The following is a 23,362-nucleotide window of genomic DNA, read 5'->3' on the forward strand; positions in this document are numbered from 1 at the left end:
GCTAAATATAATCTTTTCAATTTTCCTAACTTGAAAAGATTTGATGCCTTTTCACAATTCATATAGGATTGCTATACATTTAAAGCACACATAATATTTTTATACTTAAAATTTTTACGTCAATAAATTTAATTATATAAGTAAAGTAAATATTCAGATTTAGGAAAGGTCAAAAAGATGAGTGCAGTTGATGTAACATTTACTATTCCTGAGTCGAGTAATCAAGGTTTAGAATAGTGGGAAGTATCTACGAGTTTGCGGTGTGATTCGGGATGCACAGAAGCAGCCGCCTGAAATAGTTGCTATGTTGGGTAAAGTAAACTCTAATCTTTCTCCAGTATCAACCCTACTATAGCCATCCTCGCATCATTTGTGAATTTCTTACTCCCGAGCCAGCGGGTTCGGGGAGGGTTGGGGTGGGGTAAAAAATTTACGACTCCTGCAAGGATTGCTATATCTCAGTGTGGTTCAGTTGCCAGTATCCTCACTTTAACTGTCTCATATACAGCATTTATTGTCGTACTACAGCGGTTAGAAGAAATTGAACAACGCTTGAAGCGAATTGAGCGTAAAATAGACCTGAGTTTTTACGCTGATTTCCGTGCGAATCTCAAATCTGCACAAAATGCCTTTACAAGGAAAAATTATGATAACCGCAGAGCGTTTGAATCCCGGCTGTTTCGGGGTTGAACACAGCTCAAGCGATTTACAAAGATTACACTCTTACATCATTTGATAATCAGATACAGCTTGCCGATCAATATCTTTCTTCTTTGTTTTTAGCTTAGGTAGGTGAAATCCTTTGCTACTTAGAGTTAAAAGAAATCGAAGTGGCACCGAATTGTATACAGAAGGGAAAATTTTTTTGGCATCCCTTAGTTGTAAAATATATTGAAAAGATGTTGCTCCATGTCGATTCCGCAGACTGGAATAAGTTGATTGAGACACAGCCTAAAGTATTTTTACCAGAAAGGGACGGGCGATTAAATAAAATCCCAATCAAGTGGAAACAATTGTGATATCCCCTTGAGGCAGGATTTCGGAGCGATGCCAGAACCGGAGGTAGTGTTCTAGTTCCTGAGATGGAGCCTTAATCCCCTTTTCATAGGTGGTTTCTAGCAAATGTACAATTGGTTTGAGTTTCTTCCACGTCATATTTGCAGGCGAGTTGACCGAGTCAGGCAAACGAGAATTGTCTGCCACTGAGTATCACGGTCATCTGCTGGGATTGGTTCTAAACTTCTAGCTTTGCCGCCTCTGGATAAAATACCCATCTTGACTTTGGCTTTACTATTTCCAAGAACTCTATAAATTGAAGTGATTGATTTGATAAAAAAGAACATTTGCTCTTATGAGTGGAGTTTGACTAAAGTAAAGGCATCAAAGAAAAACGCCAGCGAACATTAACCAGTCAGCTTCAACTAGACATTCACCCGTGAGGTTTGCCATGAAATCCACTCTCTCCAACAGCGTTAACGCAAAAATGAAAACCGCCAGCCATCAAAAGCCTTTACAGGCTACGCCTCAAAAACCAGAGGAAAAAGCCTTAACTCGCGGACAGCATTTAGCAGATACCCTAGCAGCGAAAGTGGGATCGTGGCCCTTTTTGATTGGACAGACAGTAGTCCTCGCCGGGTGGGTGGGCGCCAACCTGACACCGGGCATTCCTCACTGGGATCAGCAGCCCTTCATCCTGCTAAACTTAGTATTCTCCTTTGCCTCTGCTTACACTGCACCGATTGTGTTAATGAGTCAAAACCGCCAGTCGGATGCCGAACGCGAACAAAATCTCTACAATCATCAAGTTAATCTCAAAGCCGCTAACGATGTGGTACTACTGCACGAAAAGCTCGATCGATTAAGCCACCACATTCCTGACTTAATGGAAAAGCTCAATCAGCAACAGCAGTCTGTCAGTCCCATCAAAGAGATGGTGATGCCAGCCCCCGTTAAGGCAATTACCGAAGTTAATGAAGCAGCTAAGCCGTCTGCTTCCGCTCAGAAGCAGAAGGCTGAGGTTCCCATACTACTTCCCCAAGTATTTAAATCGAACTTTTACTCATCAAAATATGCAGAAGTGATGCCAATTTCACTTCCAACTCAAAAGCCCTCTACACATTCGGTATCCGCGTTAAGCTATTTCAAGCTGTGACAAGCGACGTTACTAACCAGTGAATGAGAGCGTCAGTCTCGCCAATCTGTTAAGTAACAGTTCTAACCTAAAAAAAACCTATAAATCAATTAATCTCCGGCACTATTGCAGGCCTACTCCCATCACAATCTAGGCAGTTAGATATGAACCCCTTCCTTACCGCTATTTCCACAGGTATTACAGCTTTCGCAGCCACAAATTTAGATGATATTGTCATCTTGCTGCTGTTTTTCTCCCAAGTCAATGCTGTTTTTAGACGGCAACACATTGTTACAGGACAATATCTTGGGTTCGCAGCACTGGTGCTGCTTAGTCTTCCTAGCTTCTTTGGCTGTATGATGGTGCCGCGCCCTTGGGTGGGGATGTTGGGGTTAGTGCCAATTGCCATTGGAGTCAGCCGCCTGCTAAATCGAGATACAGAGGCTGAGGATGAAAATACAGCTACAGATTCGCCTCCCTCCGCTATCTTTGCTAGTCTTTTATCCCCACAAACTTATAGCGTAGCTGCGGTGACATTTGCTAATGGAGGTGATAATGTGGGGATTTATGTCCCTTTGTTTGCCAACTGCACTTGGGATAGCCTGCTAGTGATTCTGAGCGTCTTTTTCTTGCTAGTGGGTGTCTGGTGTTATGTGGCCTATCAACTAACTCGCATGAGCGCGATCGCGACCCTACTTGTCCGCTACGGTAATTCCCTTGTTCCCTTCGTTCTAATGGGTCTGGGTACGCTGATCCTGCTCGATAGCCATACTCTAGAGGATCGCGGTTTAATGGTAGTTACTTTAGCTATCAGTTGCTTGTGGCTGCTGACATTGCTTAAAGACAGTTATCAATCGTTAGAGACTGCACCTCAAGTCGAAAAATTTGAGGTAAACTAGGGTTCAAGTTTCCTCCACTTTGCTGAAGTTGAAAAATAATTTATAACTTCAGCAAAGTGGAGGGGTTTTCTAAGAACAAACTCTGATTTCTTACACAAAGGACAACAAAAATGAGCAAGTTTTTCAAAGTAATTCTGGTGGCTTTAGTGATTTTCGTAAACTTAGCTGTAGCTCAGCCTTCTTGGGCTGGCAAGGATTTCACAAAGGGGGCTGACTATGCGGAAGTAACACAGGAATTGACTCAACTTTTGTCAGCTCAGAGCGATCCTTCGACTGCGGGTTATACGCCTGAACAGTACCAACAGCGGTTGGCCGAATTGCAAATGCAGAAGTACGTGATCGAAACTGCTAGAAAGCGGGCTCAGTGCCGCAATCAAACCGGGCAAACGCTGGCAGTTTATGCGAATAAGCCGAAAAAATCGCCGACGCAACTTTATTTCCTGGCAGCGGGTGAGATTACAGATGATGATTGGGATTGCGATGGTATTTACTTGCCAGCAGGGGCTCAAGCTACTTTAGGCCCGGCGACTCAGCCACTTTCTTTGACTGAACCGGTTGCTATTAAGGTTGTAGATGGTACGCAGCTAGTTGCTACAACGAATGCAGCAACGGGTGGTATTCAATTGAATGTTGCCCCTGCTAAAGTTTTTAAAGCGGGTGAGACAACTTGGGCCTTGCCCTCGTTTTCTCAGGCTCAGATTAATGCACAAGTTCCTACGCCGGAACTGATTGATTAATCCTTCTTGAGGAACGGTTAATAGTTGGGGACTTGGGAAAAAATAAAGTCCCAGGCAGAATAGAGGAGAGGCAATGCCACCATGGGCGATTGTCTCTCCTTTTTAGCTCGGAAAAAAGCCAGAAGATGCTGGTAAAAAAAAGATTGAACAGTGGACTAAAGATAAGATTAGCCAATTCACGCATACTGCTAATAGTCAAAGCGCAATTGGTGATGATGCACGGGATGGTGTCGATAAGAATGCTCCACCAAAAGAACCTATGTCACCCTCAGAAGCAGTTGCTTTAATTAGGAATCTGCTACAAAAATGGCTTCAGTGGAAGTGCGAACAACAAAAGTAGAAGAGTAAAGTACGACACAGATTAAGAAACGAAAGTCGGGATCAAGGCTGATTAATTCTTTCTGGATTCGCCTGCCCAATCTGTGCCGTACTTACATCACAACAAATCTTTCAATTTCTCATCTTCTCCCAACACCTTAATTACCTGTTTAATCTCCTGCGTCCTGTCCTTTTTCACAATCAAAGTTACGTTGCCATCTCTGACAACTACCACATCCTCTAAACCAATGGTGACAATCACCTCATTCTCATCGGCTGCATAAAAGATGCCGCCTTTGGTGTCAATTCCGACGTGTTTTGCTAACTCGACATTCGGCTTGTCTCCTTGCAGCAAACGGCCGATCGCATTCCAATCACCCAAATCGTCCCAGCTAAAGCCTACGGGCAGAACACAGGCTTTTTGCGTCTTCTCCATCAGGGCGTAATCGATGCTTATTTTAGGTAATTCCGAGTAAGCCTGCGCGCCTTTTGCTTCCAAAGCTGCCATCATTTCCGGTACATGATTTCGCAATTCTGTCAAGACAGTTCCAACTCGAAAGACAAAAATTCCGCCGTTCCAACTAAACTTGCCGCTGGCTACAAATTCCTCAGCAGTTGTGCGATCGGGCTTTTCGGTAAATCTCGCCACCCGATAGGCGGGAAAACCGGCAAAACTGCCAATTTCCTCGCCTTGTTCGATGTAGCCGTAGCCGGTGGAAGCATAACTCGGTTTTACTCCCAAAGTGGCGATCGCATCCTGATTTCTCGCCAACTCGGCCGCCGCCTCCAAAGTCTTGACAAACTCCTCGGGTTCCCCAATCCAGTGATCCGCCGGGAAAAAACCCACTACCGCATCCTCGCCGTAACGCTTGGCAGTTTCTATAGCAGTCCAGGCCACCGCCGGCGCAGTATCCCGGCCCTCGGGTTCCGCCAGCAAATTCTCAGGGGGTAACAGCGGCAACTGTTCCCGGACTCCCGCAGCCAACATTTCCGACGTTACCACCCACAAATCGTCCCAGCCGTTACCTAATGTTAATAGTCTTTCTGCTGTAGCTTGCAGCAAACTCTTGCCGCTACCGTCGAGACTCAAAAACTGCTTGGGGCGCTGCTTGCGGCTGAGAGGCCAGAAGCGTTCGCCTTTACCGCCGGCGAGTATTACGGGAATTAAGGTTTTGGTCATGGTTTGAAGTTTAAGGGTTCTGATCTATTTTGCTCGACAGCTTATAATTATGGAGAGAATTGTGGCTGTCTGCGGGTTTTGGGGGCGACCTATATTTTTGGGAAAATTGCGTCTGTTGCTGGGTGTAAAATTTGAGGGGTTAATTTTGTCGGCTGTAATCCAATTTCTGTAAGGGTTTGATGCCCATTTCCGGACAGGTTTCAGACCTGAAGAAGCGATCGCCCTGACTTGCCGGAAAATACCTAAATCCCTATCTAGGGCTTGAAACAGAAGCGGGATGGGAAGATCAACGATCGCACTCAGAAACCGGGTTTTTTTGCGAGCATACTTCCGAACCCGCACAAACAGCAAAAAACCCGCCTTCTTTGATTTTGATGCCTATTCCTCTGAATATCCTCAAAAGTCAGCCGCAATTAACCCAAAACCCTATCAGGGATTTTTTGTCACTCGATCGATCCAACTTGCATAAAATGATACCCGCGTATCGCCGGAAATTTCCCCAAAACTGCCATTATCGTCAATTTTATCAATATCGCTGATGTTTGTTTTGAAAAATCCTCGATCGCTATAACCCCAAGAACTAATCCCCGCAATCTTCCCGTCAACAAACGAAGGCCCGCCGGAATCTCCGCTAGCGGTAGCTATCTCATTTTTGCCCAAACCGCGATCACGCAACCTCGGAAAATGCCTCCCCAAAGCATCGTGTTCGCTAGTTCCCGCGTCAAAATCAAAGATTAATTGACTTCCCAAAACCAATTCCGACATATCTGATTCTGTAGCATCTTTCAAAACATCAATTAAAGCATCATAGCGATTCTGTCCGCTATATCTTTTCGCCTCAGAATTAGAATTTTCCTCTTGTCCCTTTGCACCTAAACCGATATACCCGTATCCAACTTTTGTCAATACTTTCCCCACTTCATTTTTGTTTCTATTTATCTCGTACTGTTCGATCCTTGGCGGCGCCACCCTTTTTAGCTTTAAAATAGCAATATCGTTGCCAACTTCGGATTCGTAACCACTCCAGCCCGGATGGATATAATATTTGCTAACGGGGATGCTAACTTCACCGCTAGGCAATTTAAAAATTGCTTTAATTGCCGTTTCAGCAGGAACCTTAACTCCCCCTTCGTTCAGACAGTGGGCCGCCGTGAGAACGTACAACCCTCCCGTTAGCAGCGAACCAGTACAGGAAACGGAATCGAGATAGGCGACGCCTGTATATTGATTTAAAGCTAAAGGTTTGCGGGAACTGCTGTCAGGAAAAGCGCTAATTATCGATCGCCCAACTTCGGCAGTTTCTAAAACTAAAAATACCGTCACAACCGCGATTAATAATATTTTGATTCCTGACTTCATTTTTGAGAGTGAATTGGTTGGAGAGCTAATCGAGACCTGACTTTTTCAATAAGTCGGGTCTCGCGAGTATTTCGTTTGTTGAAATTAGCTTACTTATTGCAACATTTTACTTCGATAATTCGACATTAAGTTCGTTCACCACGCGGCGTTTGAGCGGGATTGATTTTTCACGGGGCAGCAAATCAAATACTTTCCGAAAAGCATCATCTACCTGTTCAAAGGGTATTTGTCCTTTCTCATTAAAAACTACTTTTCCCGATTGGTCGAGGATGAGAGTTTGAGGTACGAAACCTTCGTAATAATGGCTCGGTTCGGTGAGTTCCGGTGACGGTTGGGGAGGCAAAGAGTCAACTGTTATCGGCATAAAATCGGCTGCCCGGCCGTAAAATTCCTGGAGTTGAGACACGACGATCGCATATTGCTTGGAGTCGCTGCTGTCGTCAGTGTAAAACACTAACAATACGGGTTTATGGCGTTTGAAAGAATCTGCAAGCTTGGCTTTAGGAGGAACTAGGGAACCGTTGCCGGCGTAGAGGGAAAATATTGTACCGTCGAAGCGATCGTCTGTGAGAGTTGCCAAAGCTGGCGCCGTACCGCTTAGCAGTATCAAGCTAAGTGCGATCGCGACGGTTAAAAGACTGGCTGACAAGATTCGCTTCAGCAAGCCCAGGCCAGAAGCAGGAGTAACAATTGAATTTTTGTTCTCAGGAAATATCATAGGTTGTTGGCAGTGGCTGTAAGGAAAGCGAAATCAGATGCAAAAACTTTCCTAAGTTTATCAGCAACTGTATGCAAATGTTCCTGAGTAGGTTAACGTAGTTTCGGATAGACTATGATAATTTGCTTGTTGTAGCGATCGACACGGTGATTCTACCGATCCAAAAACACTATTTGCCATCGGTTTTTCAGGAACGGGCTGGAAGTATCTGCGCCACAATGAAATTTATTTGTTGCGGGCTGGGCTTCTAGCTTCTGAGAAGGTTGCAAGATGTTAAATTCAACTGATAACTAGAAACTGACAACTGGGAACTAATAACTAATGATAGCTTTGCTTGACACAATCCTGGCCCAAACGCCCGCTGCTGATGTTTCCGGGCCCGCTCAAATCAATCTGTTGCAAGCGATTATTTTAGGAATTGTACAAGGATTAACCGAGTTTTTGCCCATCAGCAGCACCGCTCATTTAAAGGTAGTGCCGATCGCCCTAGGATGGGGCGATCCGGGGGTTGCTTATACTGCTGTAATTCAGTTGGGCAGCATTGTGGCAGTGCTTTGGTATTTCTGGAAAGACTTGACAACTATAACTTTGGGTGCTGTAGATGCCGTGATGCAACGCGACTACAAATCGCAAGAGTTTCAAATAGCCCTGGGAATTGTTTTGGGAACAATACCCATACTCTTTTTTGGGCTGCTAATCAAGGCATTGGTTCCAGATTTCGATCGCTCGCCGCTGAGAAGTTTGACTAGCATCGCCATTGCTTCGATCGTCATGTCGCTACTGTTAGCAACAGCAGAAAAAATTGGCAAGCGCAATCGCACTTATGAAAAGTTAACTGTTTCAGACGGCATTTTTATGGGATTAGCTCAAGCAATAGCCTTGATTCCGGGGTGTTCGCGATCGGGTTCCACTCTCACAGCAGGATTGTTCATGGGATTGGAAAGATCCGCCGCCGCGCGATTTTCTTTTTTATTGGGAATTCCGGCAATTACTCTGGCTGGATTAGTAGAATTGAAGGGTGCTTTGGGAGAAGGAATCAGCGATGCTGGAGTTGCAGCTTTGATAGTGGGGACAATTTCGGCATTTGTGTTTTCCTATTTGTCGATCGCGTGGCTGCTCAAGTTCCTGCAAACTCAAAACACCTGGGTGTTTGTGTGGTACCGGCTGGCTTTTGGCGTGGCCATTTTAACGGCGATCGCAGGGGGGGCACTGCGAAATATATAAAATAGAAATTCGATAGCAGTAGGAGCGACTTATGTCGCTCTGATCTCGGTCTAATTAATAACTGGAACGCCAAATTACAATCTATTTTTTTGTAATGCAAAAGAAAAAAACTCACAATTAACGAATTTTTTGATAGTTAAAAATCCATGTAGATAGGAAAATTTGAGATAAAATGTGCGTGTTTTTAAGAAGGATGAAGGCTAACGATTTATCTCCGTCTTTTATTTAATTTTATCTTAGGACTCTTCTTGGATTTACATAAGTCATTTGCCCGCCCTATAGTAACTAATAAAAATTAGAAAAACAAGTAAGTTATCTGATTATGATAATGTTTAATTATAACTCAGACTTCTTAAAAAAGAAGTTTGGGTTCTCATTATTCTATTTTTTAGCGCTTAGTAGTGCGATCGACCTTTCGGGATTTTTGGCAGTTTATTGAAGTTTTCTCAAATTGTTAATGGCTTTTTGATAGTTATCTTTATCACCTTGCTGCTGAAATAAGTCTGCTGCTTTCTGAAAGTCTTGGATCGCCCCGGGCTTGTCTCCCCCTTCAGCGCGGGCAATTCCCCGGCTCAAGTAGGCGCCGGCTAAGTTAGGATCGATTCGCAAAGCTGCATTGTAATCGGCTACAGCAGCCTTGTTGTCTCCTAAACGAAAGCGGGTAACGCCCCGGTTTAAGTAGGCACTGGCAAAGTTAGGATTAATTTGCAAAGCTCGATCGTAATCGGCGAGTGCACCCTGGCTGTCTCCTAAATCATCGCGAGCATTCCCCCGGTGGGTGTAGGCTTCGGCAAAGTTAGGATTGATTCGCACAGCTTCGTTGTAATCGGCTACAGCACCCTGGTTGTCTCCTGAAAAATAACGGATATTCCCCCGGTGGTAGTAAGCAAGAGCAAAGTTAGGATTAATACGTAAAGCTTCGCTGTAATCGGCTACAGCACCCTTGTTGTCTCCTAAACGATAGCGGGTAATCCCCCGGTTTAAGTAGGCACCGGGATGGTTAGGATTAATTCGCAATGCTTCGTTGAAATCCGCTACAGCACCTTGATTGTCTCCTAAATCAGAGCGGTCAAGTCCCCGGTTGTTGTATGCAGAGGCATAGTTAGGATTAATTCGCAAAGCTTCGGTGTAATCGGCTACAGCACCCTTGTTGTCTCCCAAACGAGAGCGGGTAACTCCCCGGTTGTAGTAGACAATAGCATCTGACGGATTAATTCGCAAAGCTGCGTTGTAATCGGCGAGTGCACCCTGGCTGTCTCCTGAGTCATCGCGGGCATTCCCCCGGTTGGTGTAGGCTTCGGCAGAATTAGGATTAATTCGCAAAGCTTCGTTGAAATCCGCTACAGCACCCTTATAGTCTCCTAAACGATAGCGGGCATTTCCTCGGCCGTTGTAGGCTTCGGCATAATTAGGATTAAGCACAATTGCTTGAGTGTAAGCGGCTATAGCGCCTTGATAATCTCCTTTATCATATTTTTCCTCTCCCTGAATCAAGAAATCCTCAGCTTTCGTCGCAGCCACCACAGACGCACTCGGAACCTGAACAGATATAGCGAAAACTGCGGTTGGTTGTGCGATCGCACTTATTGCAACTGCACCAATCAACGCGATCGTCCGTTTGTTAAAATTTTTCATTGATTTTACCGGCGAATAAAATAGCTTTGAAATTAAACATACTCGCCTTTCTACACTAATTACAAGCGATCGACTGGGAGGAACTTCAAAGCTAGGTTCCTCGTACAAACTTCGCTCAGATGGAAGGACAGAGGATTTGTCAGATGTTAATCGGGCATTAGCGATTAGTAAGGCGGCAGTTTATTGAAGTCTCCTCAGAATGTTAATCGCTTTTTCGTAGCTATCTTTATCTCCTTGCTGCTGATATAAATCTGCTGCTTTCTGAAAGTCTTGAATCGCCCCGGACTTGTCTCCAGAATCAAGGCGGGCAAATCCCCGGTTCTGGTAGCCTGTGGCTTTCGTTAGGAATAATTCGTAAAAGTTCGCTGTAATTGGCGATCGCACCCTGAAATTCTCATAACCTAACGCGGGCAATTCCGCGATCGTACTAGGCGAGAGCATCTGACGGATTAATTCGCACTCGCTGCGTTGTAATCGGCGAGTGAACCCTTATTGTCTCCTAAAGCACGGCGGGCAATTCCCCGGCGGTTGTAGGCTTCAACATAATTAGGATTAAGCACAATTGCTTGGCTGTAAGCCGCTAGACTACCTTGATAATCTCCTTTTTCATACTTATCGTTACCCTGAATAAAGAAATCCTCAGCTTTGGGATGTGTGGGCACAGACGCACTCCAAACCTTGACCCCTACATCCACTTGAGCTGATGCCAACAATCTCACACTCGTATCAATCAGAATCCTCTCATTAAAAACTGGTTCTGCGTTCAGAATCCCAGTGCTAATATATGGAAGAGTACCCCAAAAAAAGTTATTATTTCCCGCACGGCTGGCTTGACAAAAAAGCGCTGTTGTGGTAGCCGACATAACTAACCCTGTCAGGAGTCCCGTCAAGATTTTGAATTTCATAAATAAAGATTTTTGCTTTATTCTGTTACAGCTCAAATAAATTCAAAACCCAGAACTAACCCTGATTCTAAAGGCGATCGACCTTAGCAAACTATGTCAATACCGAAAAAAGGAACCAGAAAAATAATCGTAGATGGGGAGCCTTTCATCTGGCTAATCCGAAGACAAGCTACTTATACACAAGCATACTACGATTGCGGCAATCTTCATATTGCTATTGAACACGCTGAAAAACCAGGTTCGGTGTTAGTTATCCTCACCGATCGACCTCATCCTCAAGGTTTGACTCCAACTAACGAAGTGAAACCAGTAACACCCTCTGATACAGCACAATGGATACGCCAAGCGGTGCAAATTGGATGGCAGCCTCAGCTACCTGGAATAACTTTTGAGGTGCGGATTGCAGGACTGTTTGTGGAAAAAATATAATGCTGTATGTTTAGCAACCAGACAAGTCAATTCTGTTAAAGACAATTCACTCGCCTAGACTGGCAGAAGCGATCGCCCGATCGCCAAATTCAGCCTAGACAAGTTAAACTGTAAACATTCTCCGCTAGCCACATCCTAAACTATGAACGCACATCAGGAATCCATCATCGACCAGTTCACTCGTCAGGCAATTCCCTTCTCTAAATTGTACGCTCACACCAATCAAGAGTCTCTGTACCTGCTGAGAGAAATGGCGAGTGTATCTGACAAAGACACTGTTCTAGATGTTGCTTGCGGTTCAGGTATTGTTAGTTGTGCTTTTGCGGAAGTTGCCAGTCACGTTACTGGCATTGATATCACACCAGCGATGCTCGAACAAGCCCAGATTCTGGCGCAACAGAAAAACTTGATTAATCTGTCCTGGCAACAAGGAGATATTGAAACACTACCATTTCCCGATGCTACTTTTTCTCTTGTTCTGAGTCGTTACGCTTTCCATCATTTTTTGCAGCCAGATGTTGTTCTATCAGAGATGGTTCGCGTATGTCGTCCAGGTGGTCGAATCCTCATTGCTGATGTTGCTTTGCCAGCGGATAAAGTGAATGCTTATGACCGGATTGAGAAGTTGCGCGATCCCTCTCATACTCGCGCCTTGACTCTGGAAGAGTTTCCAAAATTAGTCGCAGATGCCAATCTTCAAAATGTTAAATTGGCTTTTTACAAGGTAGAACTTGGGCTAGAACAACAGTTAGCTGCTTCTTTTCCCAACCCCGGCGATGACCAGAAAATCAGAGAAATCTTTAGAGAGGATATTGGTGTTGATAGTCTCGGAATTGGCGCGCATTTTCGAGGCGAGGAAATTCATTATGCGGTTCCAATCGCTGTCATCGTTGGCGATAAAATAGCCTAAGTTTTATCAACTCAAAACAAGTGTAACAGAGTCCCAATAATAACAAATAACTAATGGGCAATCACTAATAAATATGAGCGAGTTATCAATCCGACCAGCCTTAATCACCAAAGTTATCCCCGACAGCATCTGCGCCGAAATGGGATTTGAACCCGGAGACTCAATCGTCGCCGTCAACGGTCAAAAACCCCGCGATTTAATTGACTATCAATTCCTGTGCGCCGAGGAATTTCTAGAATTAGAAGTATTAGACACTAAAGGCAAAACCCACAAGTTAGAAATAGAAAAAGATTATGACGAAGACTTGGGAGTGGAATTTGAAACGGCTCTTTTTGACGGACTAATTCAGTGCAACAACCGCTGCCCTTTTTGCTTTATCGACCAACAGCCTCCGGGCAAGCGGGAAACTCTGTATCTTAAGGATGATGACTACCGCCTCAGCTTCCTTTACGGGAGCTATCTCACTCTGACAAATTTGACTCAAAAAGAGTGGGACAGAATCGAACAAATGCGGCTTTCTCCTCTCTATGTTTCCGTGCACGCTACCGAACCGGAAGTGCGAATTAGGCTGTTAAAAAATCTCCGCGCTGGGAAGATTCTCGAACAAATCAAATGGTTTCAAGAACGCCGCTTGCAAATTCACGCTCAAGTAGTTGTTTGTCCCGGTATTAATGACGGCGAACATTTAGAACGCACATTGTTAGATTTGGCAAAATTTCATACGGGAAATATCCCGGCTGTAGCATCGGTGGCTGTCGTGCCAGTAGGTTTAACTCGCTTTCGCCCAGCCGAAGATGAACTAATTGCAGTAACTGCGGAAAAAGCGCGAGAAGTAATCGAGCAAGTGCAGAAAATTCAAGTGCTTTTGAGTAAAGGAAAAGGTGGCCAAAGGGCGAAAAAGCCGAATTCAAAATCGCGGTGCATTTGGCTGGCGGACGAGTGGTTTTTAATAGCTGGTTTAGATTTGCCGTCGGCTGCCGATTACGAAGATTATCCGCAAATTGGTAACGGTGTCGGTTCGATTCGCCAGTTTATCGAGCAGTTTGAAACGGCTTTTGAGAAGCTGCAACCGATGCAAGTCGAGCCAGAGCGCAAGTTAGTTTGGGTGGTGGGCAATGCTGTCGAAAAAGCTTTTGAGCCGATCGTACAACAACTAAACCAAATTCCCGGCTTGTCGGTCAACATGGCAGCACTGTGCAGCCACTACTGGGGACAAACTATCACTGTTACGGGTTTGCTCACCGGGCAAGATTTGCTGGAAGCTTTGCAGGGGCGAGACTTGGGAGATGGTATCCTGCTGCCGTCGGTGATGCTAAAACAGGGGGAACCGCGTTTTCTAGACGACATGACCCTCGAACAGCTCGCCAGCTCGCTGAAAACCCGGATTTTGCCGGTGAGCGGAGTAGAGGAACTAATATCGGCGGCGATCGGTCTGGCAAATGCTGAAGTTAAATTCTAAATTTTGAATCGAACATTCAAAAGTTAAGATGAGTAGGGTAATTGTGACTTGTAACCGTCGAGTTCAGGCTACAGACTAGAAACTTGAGACCTCAATCTTGCTCTAAAATTGTCTTTAGGATTGCAGAGTAATTAAAAAATTATGCGTGTTTTTCGTCAAATCATCGTAGTCGGAGTGGGCGCTGCAATTACTTTGGGCAACGCCGCACAGAGTGCTTCAGCACAGACTCCTGCTCAACCTCAGGACAGTTCCGCCCTTAGCAATCAGCTCGAATTAGGGCAGAATGTTCGATCGACCTCGAACACAGCGGCAGAATCAGCATCAGAGACGGAACAGTCGATCGCCCTTAACCCTCAAACCTCCAAGTCTCAGCAGCCAGGGGGAGCCAAGATCGCATCAACTACCCCAACCGGGCCCGAGCAAGCATCAAAGCCTCAACAGGCTGCTCCGGCTTCCCCATCAACTCTGTCTCAGGGCGGTTCAACACCTCTAAGAGGGTTGGAACCGAAAGACGCTCAGCAGCCTTCCCCGAACCCTCCAAACAATCTTCCTGTGCCGAGTTCCCCGGTACCCATTCTCCGGGGCACTCCGAACGAAAGTTTCCCCCCTCTCCCTCCGAGGGGCCTCTTAAACACCAATCCTCCGGCTTCCCTGGAACCCAACCCGAATCCGCTGCTGTTTCCGACAAACCCCGAGGATGTCAGGATCGAGCAAACAGAGTCAATTACCTTGCAGCAGGCGATCGACCTCGCCCGCCGCAACAGCCAAGTTTTGCAAATCGCCGGACAGCAAGTGGAACAAAGCAGAGCAGCTTTGCGCGAACAGCAAGCTGCTCTTTATCCAGACCTGAATTTTCAAATGGACGCCAGCCGTTCAATGACTGCTGGCGGAGAACTCGGAGTCCGGCGATTGCAGCGCCAGTTAAACTCTCGGGCTAACGGAACCGGGCAGCCCGCCCCCCAAGCCGGCACAAATTTCGGCAGCAACAGTCTCAACAGCACTTTGCAGTTGAACTATGACATCGATTTGTTCGGAAGGCGGCGGGCTAACATCCGCGCGGCAGAGGAACAGGTGCGCCTTCGGGAACTGGATGTGGAACGCCAAGCCGAGGAACTGCGCTTCGACACTGCTGAGGCTTACTACAACTTGCAAAACGCGGACGGACAAGTTGCCATCCGCCAAGCTTCGGTCAGAAATGCCCAGCAAAGTTTGCGGGATGCCGAAGCCTTGGAACGGGCAGGGGTGGGAACCCGGTTTGCTGTGTTGCAGGCTCAGGCAAATTTGGCTAACGAAGTGCAACAACTGTCAGTAGCCCGCCGCGATCAGCGAGTTGCCCAGCGGCGTCTGGCTGAGATTTTGAATATCAGCCAGTCAACGAACTTGACAGCGGCTGATCCGGTAGAGCAAGCCGGCTCTTGGAGGCTGTCTTTGGAAGAGAGTATCGTGCAGGCTTTTAGGAATCGCCCCGAGTTGGAACAGCAGTTGGTGCAGAGGGATATCAGCAAGCAGCAGAGGCGATCGATTCAGGCGGGGCGTTTGCCTCAACTGAGTGTTGGGGGTAGTTACAACGTGCTGGGGCAAGACCCTGACGACCCGGACCCGTTTGCTGCTCGCGGCTGGGCCGATGGTTATTCGATCCGGGCGAGTCTGACTTGGAGTATCTTCGATGGAGGCGCGGCGAACGCCAGGGTGAGACAGCGGGATGCTGATATTACGATCGCCGAAAGTCGATTCGACCAACTCCGCAACCAGGTTCGCCGCGAAGTGGAACAAGCTTATTTTGGCTTAGAGTCGAGTTTTGAGAATATCGAAACTTCTGAGGCGGGGGTTTTGCAGTCAAGGGAAGCTTTGCGTTTGGCGAGACTGCGGTTTCAAGCTGGTGTGGGTACTCAGACGGATGTGATTCAGGCGGAAACTGATTTGACTAGGGCTGAGAGAAACCGATTGTCGGCAATTGTCACCTACAACCTGGGGCTTTCGTCTCTTCAGCGGGCTGTGAGCAATCTTCCCACGAATAACCTCTCGGATGCTCCTTGAAATTGAGTTGGGGCGAGCTTTAATTACCAGAACAATTGGACATCCTGTATTAAAGGTCTGACACATTCGTTAATATTTTGTAATAGAGTTCCATGTCAACTGCGTTAGGAAATCGGCAATGGCCAATATCAAGTTTGTGAAGGAAAATCAGGAAGTCATCGCAGCAGACGGGGCCAATTTGAGGCTCAAAGCTCTAGAAAATCGCATCGACTTGTACACATTTTCGGGAAAGCTCATGAATTGCGGGGGCATAGGTCAATGTGGCACCTGCATTGTGGAAATTGTCGAGGGAAGTGAAAATCTGTCGCCGCGCACTGACTTTGAAAACCGCAAGCTCAAGAAAAAGCCCGAAAACTATCGGTTGGCTTGTCAAGCTATGGTCAATGGCCAGGTCAGCGTGAAGACTAAACCGTGACTCTCAGAAGGCAGAAGGCTAGAGATGCTTTTATGCAGAAGGAAAGAAAAATTCAGAATCCAAGAATTTTGTTTTTTTTTCCTATTTAACTGTATAATCATTCCTTTTGCCGACCTAGGAAAAGAAACGCGGTTTCTAGGAATAAAAGGTTGGGCTGCCAGGCATCCAGACAGAAACCGGGTTTCGACGCTTGTCTGCCAGTCCTCCTTCTATCTTCGAGTTTGCCTTTCGCCTTTGAGTGATATCCTAGTTGTGTGTATTTTCCTATTTTCCGATAGAGGCGAGCGTCTTCATGGAAGTTAACGATTTAGGGTTTGTGGCAACCATTCTGTTTGTATTGGTTCCCAGCGTTTTTCTAATCATTCTGTACATTCAAACGGCTAGCCGTCAAAGCAGAAAAGATTAGCAACTGCTGCTATTTCTGTCTGGCTTTGCTGCTTGCAAAAAAAAGCGCCAACAGCTTTTTGCTGAGGCGCTTTTTTTGTTAACTGTTGAGTGTTAGCTGCTCGCTCTTAACGATGAGATTCTAGCCGACTGTGCGGGCTAGCAAGACGGGACAGTTGGCATAAACTCGCACATAGTCTGATAGCGAATTTCCCAGCAGTCGATCGATATCCACAAAGTTTTTGGCAACGTTGGGCCGCCGATCCGGGGAACCGAGCACCAACAAGTCGGCATTCATGTCGTCTGCAATCCGACAAATTTCTTCCCCAGGCTTGCCTGTAGCACTCACGCAGCGGTAGCTAACTCCCATTTGTTTCGCTAGTGCTACTGCCGGAGCTAATACGGGGTCTTTTTCAGCACTAGCTGTTAAATCTTCGCTGGCTTTTCCCGTCAAATCTTTAGTGACGTGTACTAAAATTATCTCTCCGCCACTGACTTCTTTGACCAAAGATAGCGCAAGCTGCAATGACTGTTTGGCAGCTTCTGATTTGTCTACTGCCACCATGACGCGCTTGATTTTTTTGACGTAGATGTCGTCTTTTACTAACAGCATCGGTCGGGATGTTAGCTGGAAAACGTACTGGCTGACTGAGTTTTCCAAAATCGATTGCAGCCGTCCGAGTCCCCGGGAACCCATAATTACTAAGTCGGATTGTTCTTCTTCTGCGACTTGGCAAACTGTTGTTTTCGGATCACCCTGTTTGAGCCGGGGATTGACTTTGCTGGGATCTATTTTCAAAGACTGGACTGCTTGTGCTAAGATCTTGCCTCCTTCTTCCAACTTGGCTGCCATGCCCTCGGATGTTACTTGCGGCGGCACGACGTGCAAGACGGTGACAGAGGCTTTTTGCAAGGAAGGGATGTCCATCAACATATTAAACATCTCTTCGCACAAGCCGCGACCGGCGACGGCTACTAAAATTTTTTCTATCATGGTTTGGGCGGTAAAAATAGTTGAGTTTTCTTGTGCGACGCTCTAACTAGGGCGTTGGTACTCTAGTGGCTTAATGTCAAGCATAAGCCTGAAGTTTGCTTTATGATTTGTAGAAATGTAGCGTTTTGGAACAATTTGTAACGTGTTAGAAAACGATCGAACTCAACCAGAACTCGCACCGGCTGGTGCTATTCAAAATCGGCGCGGGATCGACTCTGAGGGCTGGTTTGAATATTTGGTGCGAGTGTACCCTCACCATACTGACTACAGCGGTGTGGTTTGGCACGGGACTTATCTGGCTTGGATGGAGGAAGCTAGGGTGGAAAGTTTGCGCTCTCTTGGCATCGAGTATGCAGACTGGGTGGCGCAGGGTTTGGAATTGCCCGTGGTGGAACTTTCGCTGCGCTACCACCGGGCTGTACAAATGGGTCAATCTGTGGCAGTCAGAACGCGGATCGCTGCTACCGAGGGTGTGCGGCTGCTTTGGGATTACCAAATTCGATCGGCTGATACTCAGGAGTTATATGTGACAGCACAGGTAACTTTGGTTGGTGTCGATCGCGACAAGAACAAGATTATCCGGCAATTGCCACCGGCGCTAAAGGAGGCTTTGACAAGGCTTTCTGTCAAACCTTCAGCCTAAGCTGCTGTTAACTATAAAAAATAGTTTTTGCAGCCATAGTAAGTAGAGTGCGTGACTTTTGAGTTATTCCCTTCGCCTGCAAAGTATTGTTTTGTCACGCACTCTACACAACTGCTTTCTGCCTTCATTGGAACTTTTAATAATGTCAAAAAAACTAGGATTGCCAGATCCAAATATTGAACTTCAGCGCAATATTTTGGAAAAAACCGAGTTAAACTCTACCTTAACAACTGAAGACAAAACTCTTGTTTCAGGAAAGCCAGACAGTTTAAAAAACGGTGAATTAGCTGACAGTCAAGGCAAAATTTGGGCGATCGCATCGCTGTCGGCGGCGCTGCTAGCGGTGTCGCTGGCTGCGATTTTTATTAGGTTGAGCGAACGGGAAATCAGCCCGAATGCTACTGTTTTTAACCGTTTGTGGATAGCAACTGTAGTATTTGGAGTGTGGAATGGTGCGGGTGCTGCGCGTCGCCGAATGTCTGGGGCACAAGTTGAAGAGCGATCGAACTACACTCTGCAGGATGTGATGCTGTTAACAGCGGTAGGCGTGGTTTCTTCTGCTTCTGTGGTTTTCTGGGCCTGGTCACTGAGTCAGACTAATGTCGCTAATTCTACTGTACTGCGAAACTTAACTCCTTTATTTACTACTTTGGGGGGATGGCTGCTGTTGGGGCGGCGCTTTGACAACAGGTTTTTGGTGGGACTGGCGGTGGCTTTGTGTGGCGCAATTGCGATCGGCATGGAAGATTTGCAAACGGCGGGAGATACTCTTGTCGGCGACCTTGCTGCTCTTTTATCGGCGATGTTTTATGCAGGAAATCTGCTCATTTCAGAACATTTGCGAACCAAGTTTCCGGCAACAACTATATTGATATGGCGATGTTTCATTGGGAGTATATTGGTTTTGCCACTGGTTTTGCTTGCGGGCGATCGAGTTTTCCCTTCTTCTTGGCAGGGATGGCTGACTGTAATTGCTTTGGCGGTGATTTGCCAAGCTTTCGGTCAAGGACTGCTTATCCACAGTCTAGGTCGTTTGTCCTCGGAATTTGTAGCTTTTTTCCTGCTGCTAGAACCCGTAATTACGGCGATTATGGCTTGGGTGCTGTTTTCGGAAAGTTTGAGCTTGTTTAATTGGTTTGCTTTCTCTGTGGTTTTGGCTGGAATATATTTGGGTAAATCTAGCGGTTCGGTCGCTAAAAAATGAAACAAAAAGGAAAAATACTTAAATGATTCCCCCATCAATTAACCGGAATCGCTGGCATTATGACTTTAATTTGCTGCCTCAATATTTGGAGGTACTATTTGCTAAATTGCGGATTGCTGTGGTGTTCGGCGGCGACTGCGATCGCCCCGGAGCAGTGATTTACAAAACTCACAATCCCCGCGCTTGGAAGAGTTACGAAGTCGTCGCCCGCGAGATTGCTAAAGCATTAGCAGAAATTGGCTTTAAGCAAGTCTTTGTCCTACCTGACGACATGAACTTGCCGGAACAACTCCAACAAAAAAATATTCATTTAGTGTGGCTTAATACTGGTGGAGTCCAGGGCTACAATCCTGTTTGTCACACTCCCGCATTGTTGGAAATGTTGGGAATGCCTTATGTCGGTCACAATCCTTTAAACAGTTCAACGTTAGATAATAAACACGCTTTTAAACGGGAACTGCAATCAGTTGGGATTAAAACCGCTCCGTTTATGACTTGGCATCCTTCTCAAGGAATTTTGGAGCCTAATTTGCATCAGCGTTTTGCCATTGCTTTTGGTGACTATCAAGGGCCGTTTGTTGTTAAACCTGTATCCGGTCGCGCTTCGCTGCACGTTCATTTTGTAGATAAGATTGAGAGTTTGTCTCAGGCGGTTGCGGAAGTTCACCGAGACACTCACAATACTGCTTTAATTGAAAAGTATTTGCCTGGACGAGAATTTTGTGTAGCGGTCTGCGGCTATGTTACTTATGCTAAAGGCAGATTTGATAAAAGTACAAAACCCTTTGCTTTTTCGACTGTAGAGCGGGTGCTGGAGCCTGACGAACGCATCTTTACTTCTATGGATAAAAAGGCGATAACGGCCGACCGAGGACGGTTAATGGGCGCCGAGGAACCTGAACTAAAACAAGAGTTAATTGAGTTAGCTCGAAAAATTTATTGGGAGTTTAGTTTGAACAGTTTGGTGCGGATAGATGTCAGGAGTGATGCGAATGGCTCACTTTATGTTTTGGAAGCAAATCCCAAACCGGATCTGAAACACCCTGGGGAAAATGTGACGAGTTTGGTAGCTTTAGGTTTGGCGGAATACGGAATGAGTTATAACGATTTAATTTTTAGTTTACTCGCGGATAGGTTGGATTATTTGCTGACTCAGCATATGGAAATTATTCCTCATATTGTGGATTTGCTTCATTAATCGGACTTGCAGGGTGCGCTGCACCTTACCTGTAAACAAAAGGGATTTGTAAAGAAATATAAATTGTTGGGCCAAGTGAACACAGGCTGGCAAGTTGTGATAGTTTTGAGTAATATCAATTCCGGTTGCACTCCTCCGGAATTGTTGACTGTTGACTGTTGACTGTTGACGGGCGGGTCGCAAAACTGCATGGTTGATTGTTAACTGTTGAGTCGATTTTATTATTCCGATGCAACCGGAAACGATCTAAGATAGCGATTTGTGGATGTCCATTTTTTGGTCAGGGGCAAAAAAACTAACTTTATATTAATTAGAAAAAAAAATGCAAGCATTACTTTTATTGATAGGATTTGGAGGCGGGGCATTAGTCTGCGGGCTAATTTTGCATAAGCGAAATTCACGCAATTTGGTGCGGATGCAGGGTTCGCAGGAGGCTATATCGAATTTGGCGGCTCAGTTGGATGCCCGAAATTCGGAATTGCGGCAAAAGGTTCAGAATGAAAATAAGTTAAATTCTGAATTGTCCCAGTTGCAAAGTCGGTTTGAGGGTGTGACTCGCGAGCAAGATATTTTAAAAAATCAAGTGTCGGAAATGGAAGGATTTTTGGCAGGAATTGCCGAAGATCGATCGCAAATTGATTCTCTGATTGCTGATTTGCAGTTTCAGCTAGAAAATGCTAAGCAAGCTGAGTCGCAGTTAGCAGAAGTGGCAGAACTTAAATATCAGTTAGAAGTTGGGGAGCAGGAGCGATCGCAGCTTAACGCTCAATTGCTGGAAAGGCAAGCAGAATTAGAGAGGGTTGATGCAGAACGTTCTCAATTTCAGGCTCTGCTGTCTGAATTTGAGACTCAGTTGGAAACTGCTACTCAAAGCAGATTGCAGGTACAGTACCAGTTGTCAGAAATTCAAATTAAGTTCGATCGCTCCATTGAAGAGCGGCAGCAACTTCAGTCTCAACTGTCGGGTTTGCAAACTCAACTGCAATTAGTCGAAGCAGAGCGATCGCAATTTACTTCGGAATTGTCAGAGCTACAAGCTCAATTGGAGAGTGCAGAGCAAGAACGCGAAATACTCAACTCTCAATTGCAAACCGCTCGCGAACAAGCACAGCAACCTCCACTTGAATTATTAGAACTGCAAACACAGTTAGAAGCTGCTAATCTGGATAAAATGCAGTTAAGCTCTCAACTTCATGAACTACAACTTCAATCCGAAATGGTTGTTTTAGAGCGAGAGAGACTGCTGGCTGAGTTGTCAGAACTGGAGTCTCAGATACATCGCAAGGAGGGAGATAACTCGCAACTCCAGTCTCAGTTATCAGAACTGCAAGCTCAATTAGAAACTGCTAACACAGAAGGCTCGCACCTTTATTCTTTACTCTCGGAAATTCAAAGTCAAGCCGAGACAGCAAACCAGAACCAAAATCAACTTCAATCTCAAATCTCCGAGTTAGAACAACAGTTACAAAGTGTGGGTCAAAGTCGCTCGGAATTGGAAGCTCAGCTCACTTCTCAAATCTCGGAATTCCAAACTCAAACCGAGACAGCAAACCAGAATCAAAATCAACTTCAATCTCAAATCTCCGAGTTAGAACATCAGTTAGAGAGTGTGCGTCAAAGTCGCTCTGAATTGGAATCTCAGCTCACCTCTCAAATCTCACAATTGCAAAGTCAAATCGAGACAGCCAATCAGAATCAAGCTCAACTTCAATCTCAAGTATCCGAGTTAGAAAATCACCTAAATAGTGTGTATCAAACTCGCTCTGAATTAGAAATTCAGCTAGAAAGTGCTAACACAGAACGATCGCACCTTTATTCTCAACTCTCGCAATTGCCAAGTCAAATCGAGACAGCCAATCAGAATCAAGCTCAACTTCAATCTCAAGTATCGGAGTTAGAAAATCAGTTAGAAACTGTGCGTCAAACTCGCTCGGAATTAGAAGCTCAGCTAGAAACTGCTAACACAGAACGCTCGCAACTTTATTCTCAACTCTCGGAATTCCCAGCTCAAATCGAGACAGCCAATCAGAATCAAACTCAACTTCAATCTCAAATCTCTGAGTTAGAGCATCAGTTAGAAAGTGTGCTTCAAAATCGCTTTGAATTGGAATCTCAGCTAGAAACAGCTAACACAGAACGTTCGCAACTTTATTCTCAAATCTCGGAATTGCAAACTCAAACCGAGACAGCAAACCAGAATCAAAATCAACTTCACTCTCAAATCTCCGAGTTAGAACAACAGTTAGAAACTGTGCGTCAAACTCGCTCTGAATTAGAAGCTCAGCTAGAAACTGCTAACACAGAACGCTCGCAACTTTATTCTCAACTCTCGGAATTCCCAGCTCAAATCGAGACAGCCAATCAGAATCAAAATCAACTTCAATCTCAAATCTCCGAGTTAGAGCATCAGTTAGAAAGTGTGGTTCAAAATCGCTCTGAATTGGAATCTCAGCTAGAAACAGCTAACACAGAACGTTCGCAACTTTATTCTCAAATCTCGGAATTGCAAACTCAAACCGAGACAGCAAACCAGAATCAAAATCAACTTCAATCTCAAATCTCCGAGTTAGAACAACAGTTAGA

22 protein-coding genes are annotated in these 23,362 nt (G+C 45.6%); 14 read left to right on the forward strand and 8 right to left on the reverse strand.

All coding sequences use genetic code 11. The features are described 5' to 3' along the window. Window positions 1–999: 999 nt before the first annotated feature. Window positions 1,000–1,203 (reverse strand): hypothetical protein, encoded by a 204-nt coding sequence (locus QUA62_RS26845; RefSeq protein ID WP_333407874.1) that lies wholly within the window; start codon window positions 1,201–1,203, stop codon window positions 1,000–1,002. A gap of 244 nt (window positions 1,204–1,447) precedes the next feature. On the opposite strand from QUA62_RS26845, the gene QUA62_RS26850 reads away from it, so the two are divergent. The 3 genes from QUA62_RS26850 to QUA62_RS26860 all read left to right on the forward strand — a co-directional run bounded on the left by QUA62_RS26850 (window position 1,448) and on the right by QUA62_RS26860 (window position 3,767). Beyond that, complete coding sequence (locus tag QUA62_RS26850; RefSeq protein ID WP_333407876.1) at window positions 1,448–2,152, forward strand: DUF1003 domain-containing protein; 705 nt, start codon at window positions 1,448–1,450, stop codon at window positions 2,150–2,152. Between the two features lie 143 nt (window positions 2,153–2,295). Next, on the forward strand, window positions 2,296–3,030 hold the full coding sequence (locus QUA62_RS26855; protein WP_333407878.1) for a cadmium resistance transporter: 735 nt from the start codon (window positions 2,296–2,298) through the stop codon (window positions 3,028–3,030). Between the two features lie 110 nt (window positions 3,031–3,140). After that, complete coding sequence (locus QUA62_RS26860) at window positions 3,141–3,767, forward strand: hypothetical protein (RefSeq protein ID WP_333407880.1); 627 nt, start codon at window positions 3,141–3,143, stop codon at window positions 3,765–3,767. A 436-nt stretch (window positions 3,768–4,203) separates the two neighbouring features. On the opposite strand, the gene QUA62_RS26865 is transcribed toward QUA62_RS26860, so the two are convergent. The 3 genes from QUA62_RS26865 to QUA62_RS26875 all read right to left on the reverse strand — a co-directional run bounded on the left by QUA62_RS26865 (window position 4,204) and on the right by QUA62_RS26875 (window position 7,342). Beyond that, on the reverse strand, window positions 4,204–5,265 hold the full coding sequence (locus tag QUA62_RS26865; RefSeq protein ID WP_333407882.1) for a mannose-1-phosphate guanylyltransferase: 1,062 nt from the start codon (window positions 5,263–5,265) through the stop codon (window positions 4,204–4,206). Between the two features lie 429 nt (window positions 5,266–5,694). Next, window positions 5,695–6,624, reverse strand: coding sequence for a trypsin-like serine protease (locus QUA62_RS26870; protein WP_333407884.1), 930 nt, complete (start codon window positions 6,622–6,624; stop codon window positions 5,695–5,697). 106 nt (window positions 6,625–6,730) lie between these two features. Next, entirely contained in the window at window positions 6,731–7,342 is a 612-nt protein-coding gene (locus tag QUA62_RS26875; protein ID WP_190661428.1) for a thylakoid membrane photosystem I accumulation factor, read from the reverse strand. Between the two features lie 321 nt (window positions 7,343–7,663). On the opposite strand from QUA62_RS26875, the gene QUA62_RS26880 reads away from it, so the two are divergent. After that, on the forward strand, window positions 7,664–8,566 hold the full coding sequence (locus QUA62_RS26880) for an undecaprenyl-diphosphate phosphatase (protein ID WP_333407886.1): 903 nt from the start codon (window positions 7,664–7,666) through the stop codon (window positions 8,564–8,566). A 432-nt stretch (window positions 8,567–8,998) separates the two neighbouring features. On the opposite strand, the gene QUA62_RS26885 is transcribed toward QUA62_RS26880, so the two are convergent. From QUA62_RS26885 to QUA62_RS26895, 3 genes are all read right to left on the reverse strand, one after another. Then, window positions 8,999–10,201 (reverse strand): tetratricopeptide repeat protein, encoded by a 1,203-nt coding sequence (locus QUA62_RS26885; protein WP_333407888.1) that lies wholly within the window; start codon window positions 10,199–10,201, stop codon window positions 8,999–9,001. Window positions 10,202–10,381: 180 nt separating this feature from the next. Next, window positions 10,382–10,642 (reverse strand): hypothetical protein, encoded by a 261-nt coding sequence (locus tag QUA62_RS26890; RefSeq protein ID WP_333407890.1) that lies wholly within the window; start codon window positions 10,640–10,642, stop codon window positions 10,382–10,384. A gap of 8 nt (window positions 10,643–10,650) precedes the next feature. Next, window positions 10,651–11,106 (reverse strand): tetratricopeptide repeat protein, encoded by a 456-nt coding sequence (locus QUA62_RS26895; RefSeq protein WP_333407892.1) that lies wholly within the window; start codon window positions 11,104–11,106, stop codon window positions 10,651–10,653. Window positions 11,107–11,199: 93 nt separating this feature from the next. On the opposite strand from QUA62_RS26895, the gene QUA62_RS26900 reads away from it, so the two are divergent. The 6 genes from QUA62_RS26900 (at window position 11,200) to psbM (ending at window position 16,762) form a co-directional block, all read left to right on the forward strand. Next, entirely contained in the window at window positions 11,200–11,535 is a 336-nt protein-coding gene (locus tag QUA62_RS26900; RefSeq protein WP_333407894.1) for a hypothetical protein, read from the forward strand. Between the two features lie 142 nt (window positions 11,536–11,677). Further along, window positions 11,678–12,445 (forward strand): methyltransferase domain-containing protein, encoded by a 768-nt coding sequence (locus QUA62_RS26905; protein ID WP_333407895.1) that lies wholly within the window; start codon window positions 11,678–11,680, stop codon window positions 12,443–12,445. A gap of 73 nt (window positions 12,446–12,518) precedes the next feature. Then, entirely contained in the window at window positions 12,519–13,904 is a 1,386-nt protein-coding gene (locus QUA62_RS26910) for a TIGR03279 family radical SAM protein (RefSeq protein WP_333407897.1), read from the forward strand. A 141-nt stretch (window positions 13,905–14,045) separates the two neighbouring features. Beyond that, the gene (locus tag QUA62_RS26915; RefSeq protein ID WP_333407899.1) at window positions 14,046–15,941 is read left to right on the forward strand and encodes a TolC family protein; all 1,896 of its coding nucleotides are present in this window, start codon (window positions 14,046–14,048) and stop codon (window positions 15,939–15,941) included. 118 nt (window positions 15,942–16,059) lie between these two features. Next, window positions 16,060–16,356, forward strand: a complete 297-nt coding sequence (locus QUA62_RS26920) for a 2Fe-2S iron-sulfur cluster-binding protein (protein WP_006631487.1) — start codon at window positions 16,060–16,062, stop codon at window positions 16,354–16,356. A 292-nt stretch (window positions 16,357–16,648) separates the two neighbouring features. Further along, on the forward strand, window positions 16,649–16,762 hold the full coding sequence (psbM, locus tag QUA62_RS26925; RefSeq protein WP_006631488.1) for a photosystem II reaction center protein PsbM: 114 nt from the start codon (window positions 16,649–16,651) through the stop codon (window positions 16,760–16,762). A gap of 120 nt (window positions 16,763–16,882) precedes the next feature. On the opposite strand, the gene QUA62_RS26930 is transcribed toward psbM, so the two are convergent. Then, complete coding sequence (locus QUA62_RS26930; RefSeq protein WP_190661418.1) at window positions 16,883–17,734, reverse strand: universal stress protein; 852 nt, start codon at window positions 17,732–17,734, stop codon at window positions 16,883–16,885. A 142-nt stretch (window positions 17,735–17,876) separates the two neighbouring features. Here QUA62_RS26930 and QUA62_RS26935 point away from each other — a divergent pair, with 142 nt between their 5' ends. From QUA62_RS26935 to QUA62_RS26950, 4 genes are all read left to right on the forward strand, one after another. Further along, window positions 17,877–18,377: a YbgC/FadM family acyl-CoA thioesterase gene (locus tag QUA62_RS26935; RefSeq protein WP_190661416.1), complete on the forward strand. Its 501-nt coding sequence runs from the start codon at window positions 17,877–17,879 to the stop codon at window positions 18,375–18,377. Between the two features lie 142 nt (window positions 18,378–18,519). Next, the gene (locus QUA62_RS26940) at window positions 18,520–19,581 is read left to right on the forward strand and encodes a DMT family transporter (protein ID WP_333407902.1); all 1,062 of its coding nucleotides are present in this window, start codon (window positions 18,520–18,522) and stop codon (window positions 19,579–19,581) included. 22 nt (window positions 19,582–19,603) lie between these two features. After that, window positions 19,604–20,779 carry an ATP-grasp domain-containing protein gene (locus tag QUA62_RS26945; protein WP_333407904.1) on the forward strand — a complete coding sequence of 392 codons (1,176 nt, stop codon included), beginning with the start codon at window positions 19,604–19,606 and terminating at the stop codon, window positions 20,777–20,779. Window positions 20,780–21,101: 322 nt separating this feature from the next. Then, a partial coding sequence (locus QUA62_RS26950; RefSeq protein WP_333407905.1) for a hypothetical protein occupies window positions 21,102–23,362 on the forward strand: 2,261 nt, incomplete at its 3' end.

The organism is Microcoleus sp. MON1_C1, assembly GCF_036701945.1.
Classification (GTDB): Bacteria; Cyanobacteriota; Cyanobacteriia; order Cyanobacteriales; family Microcoleaceae; genus Microcoleus.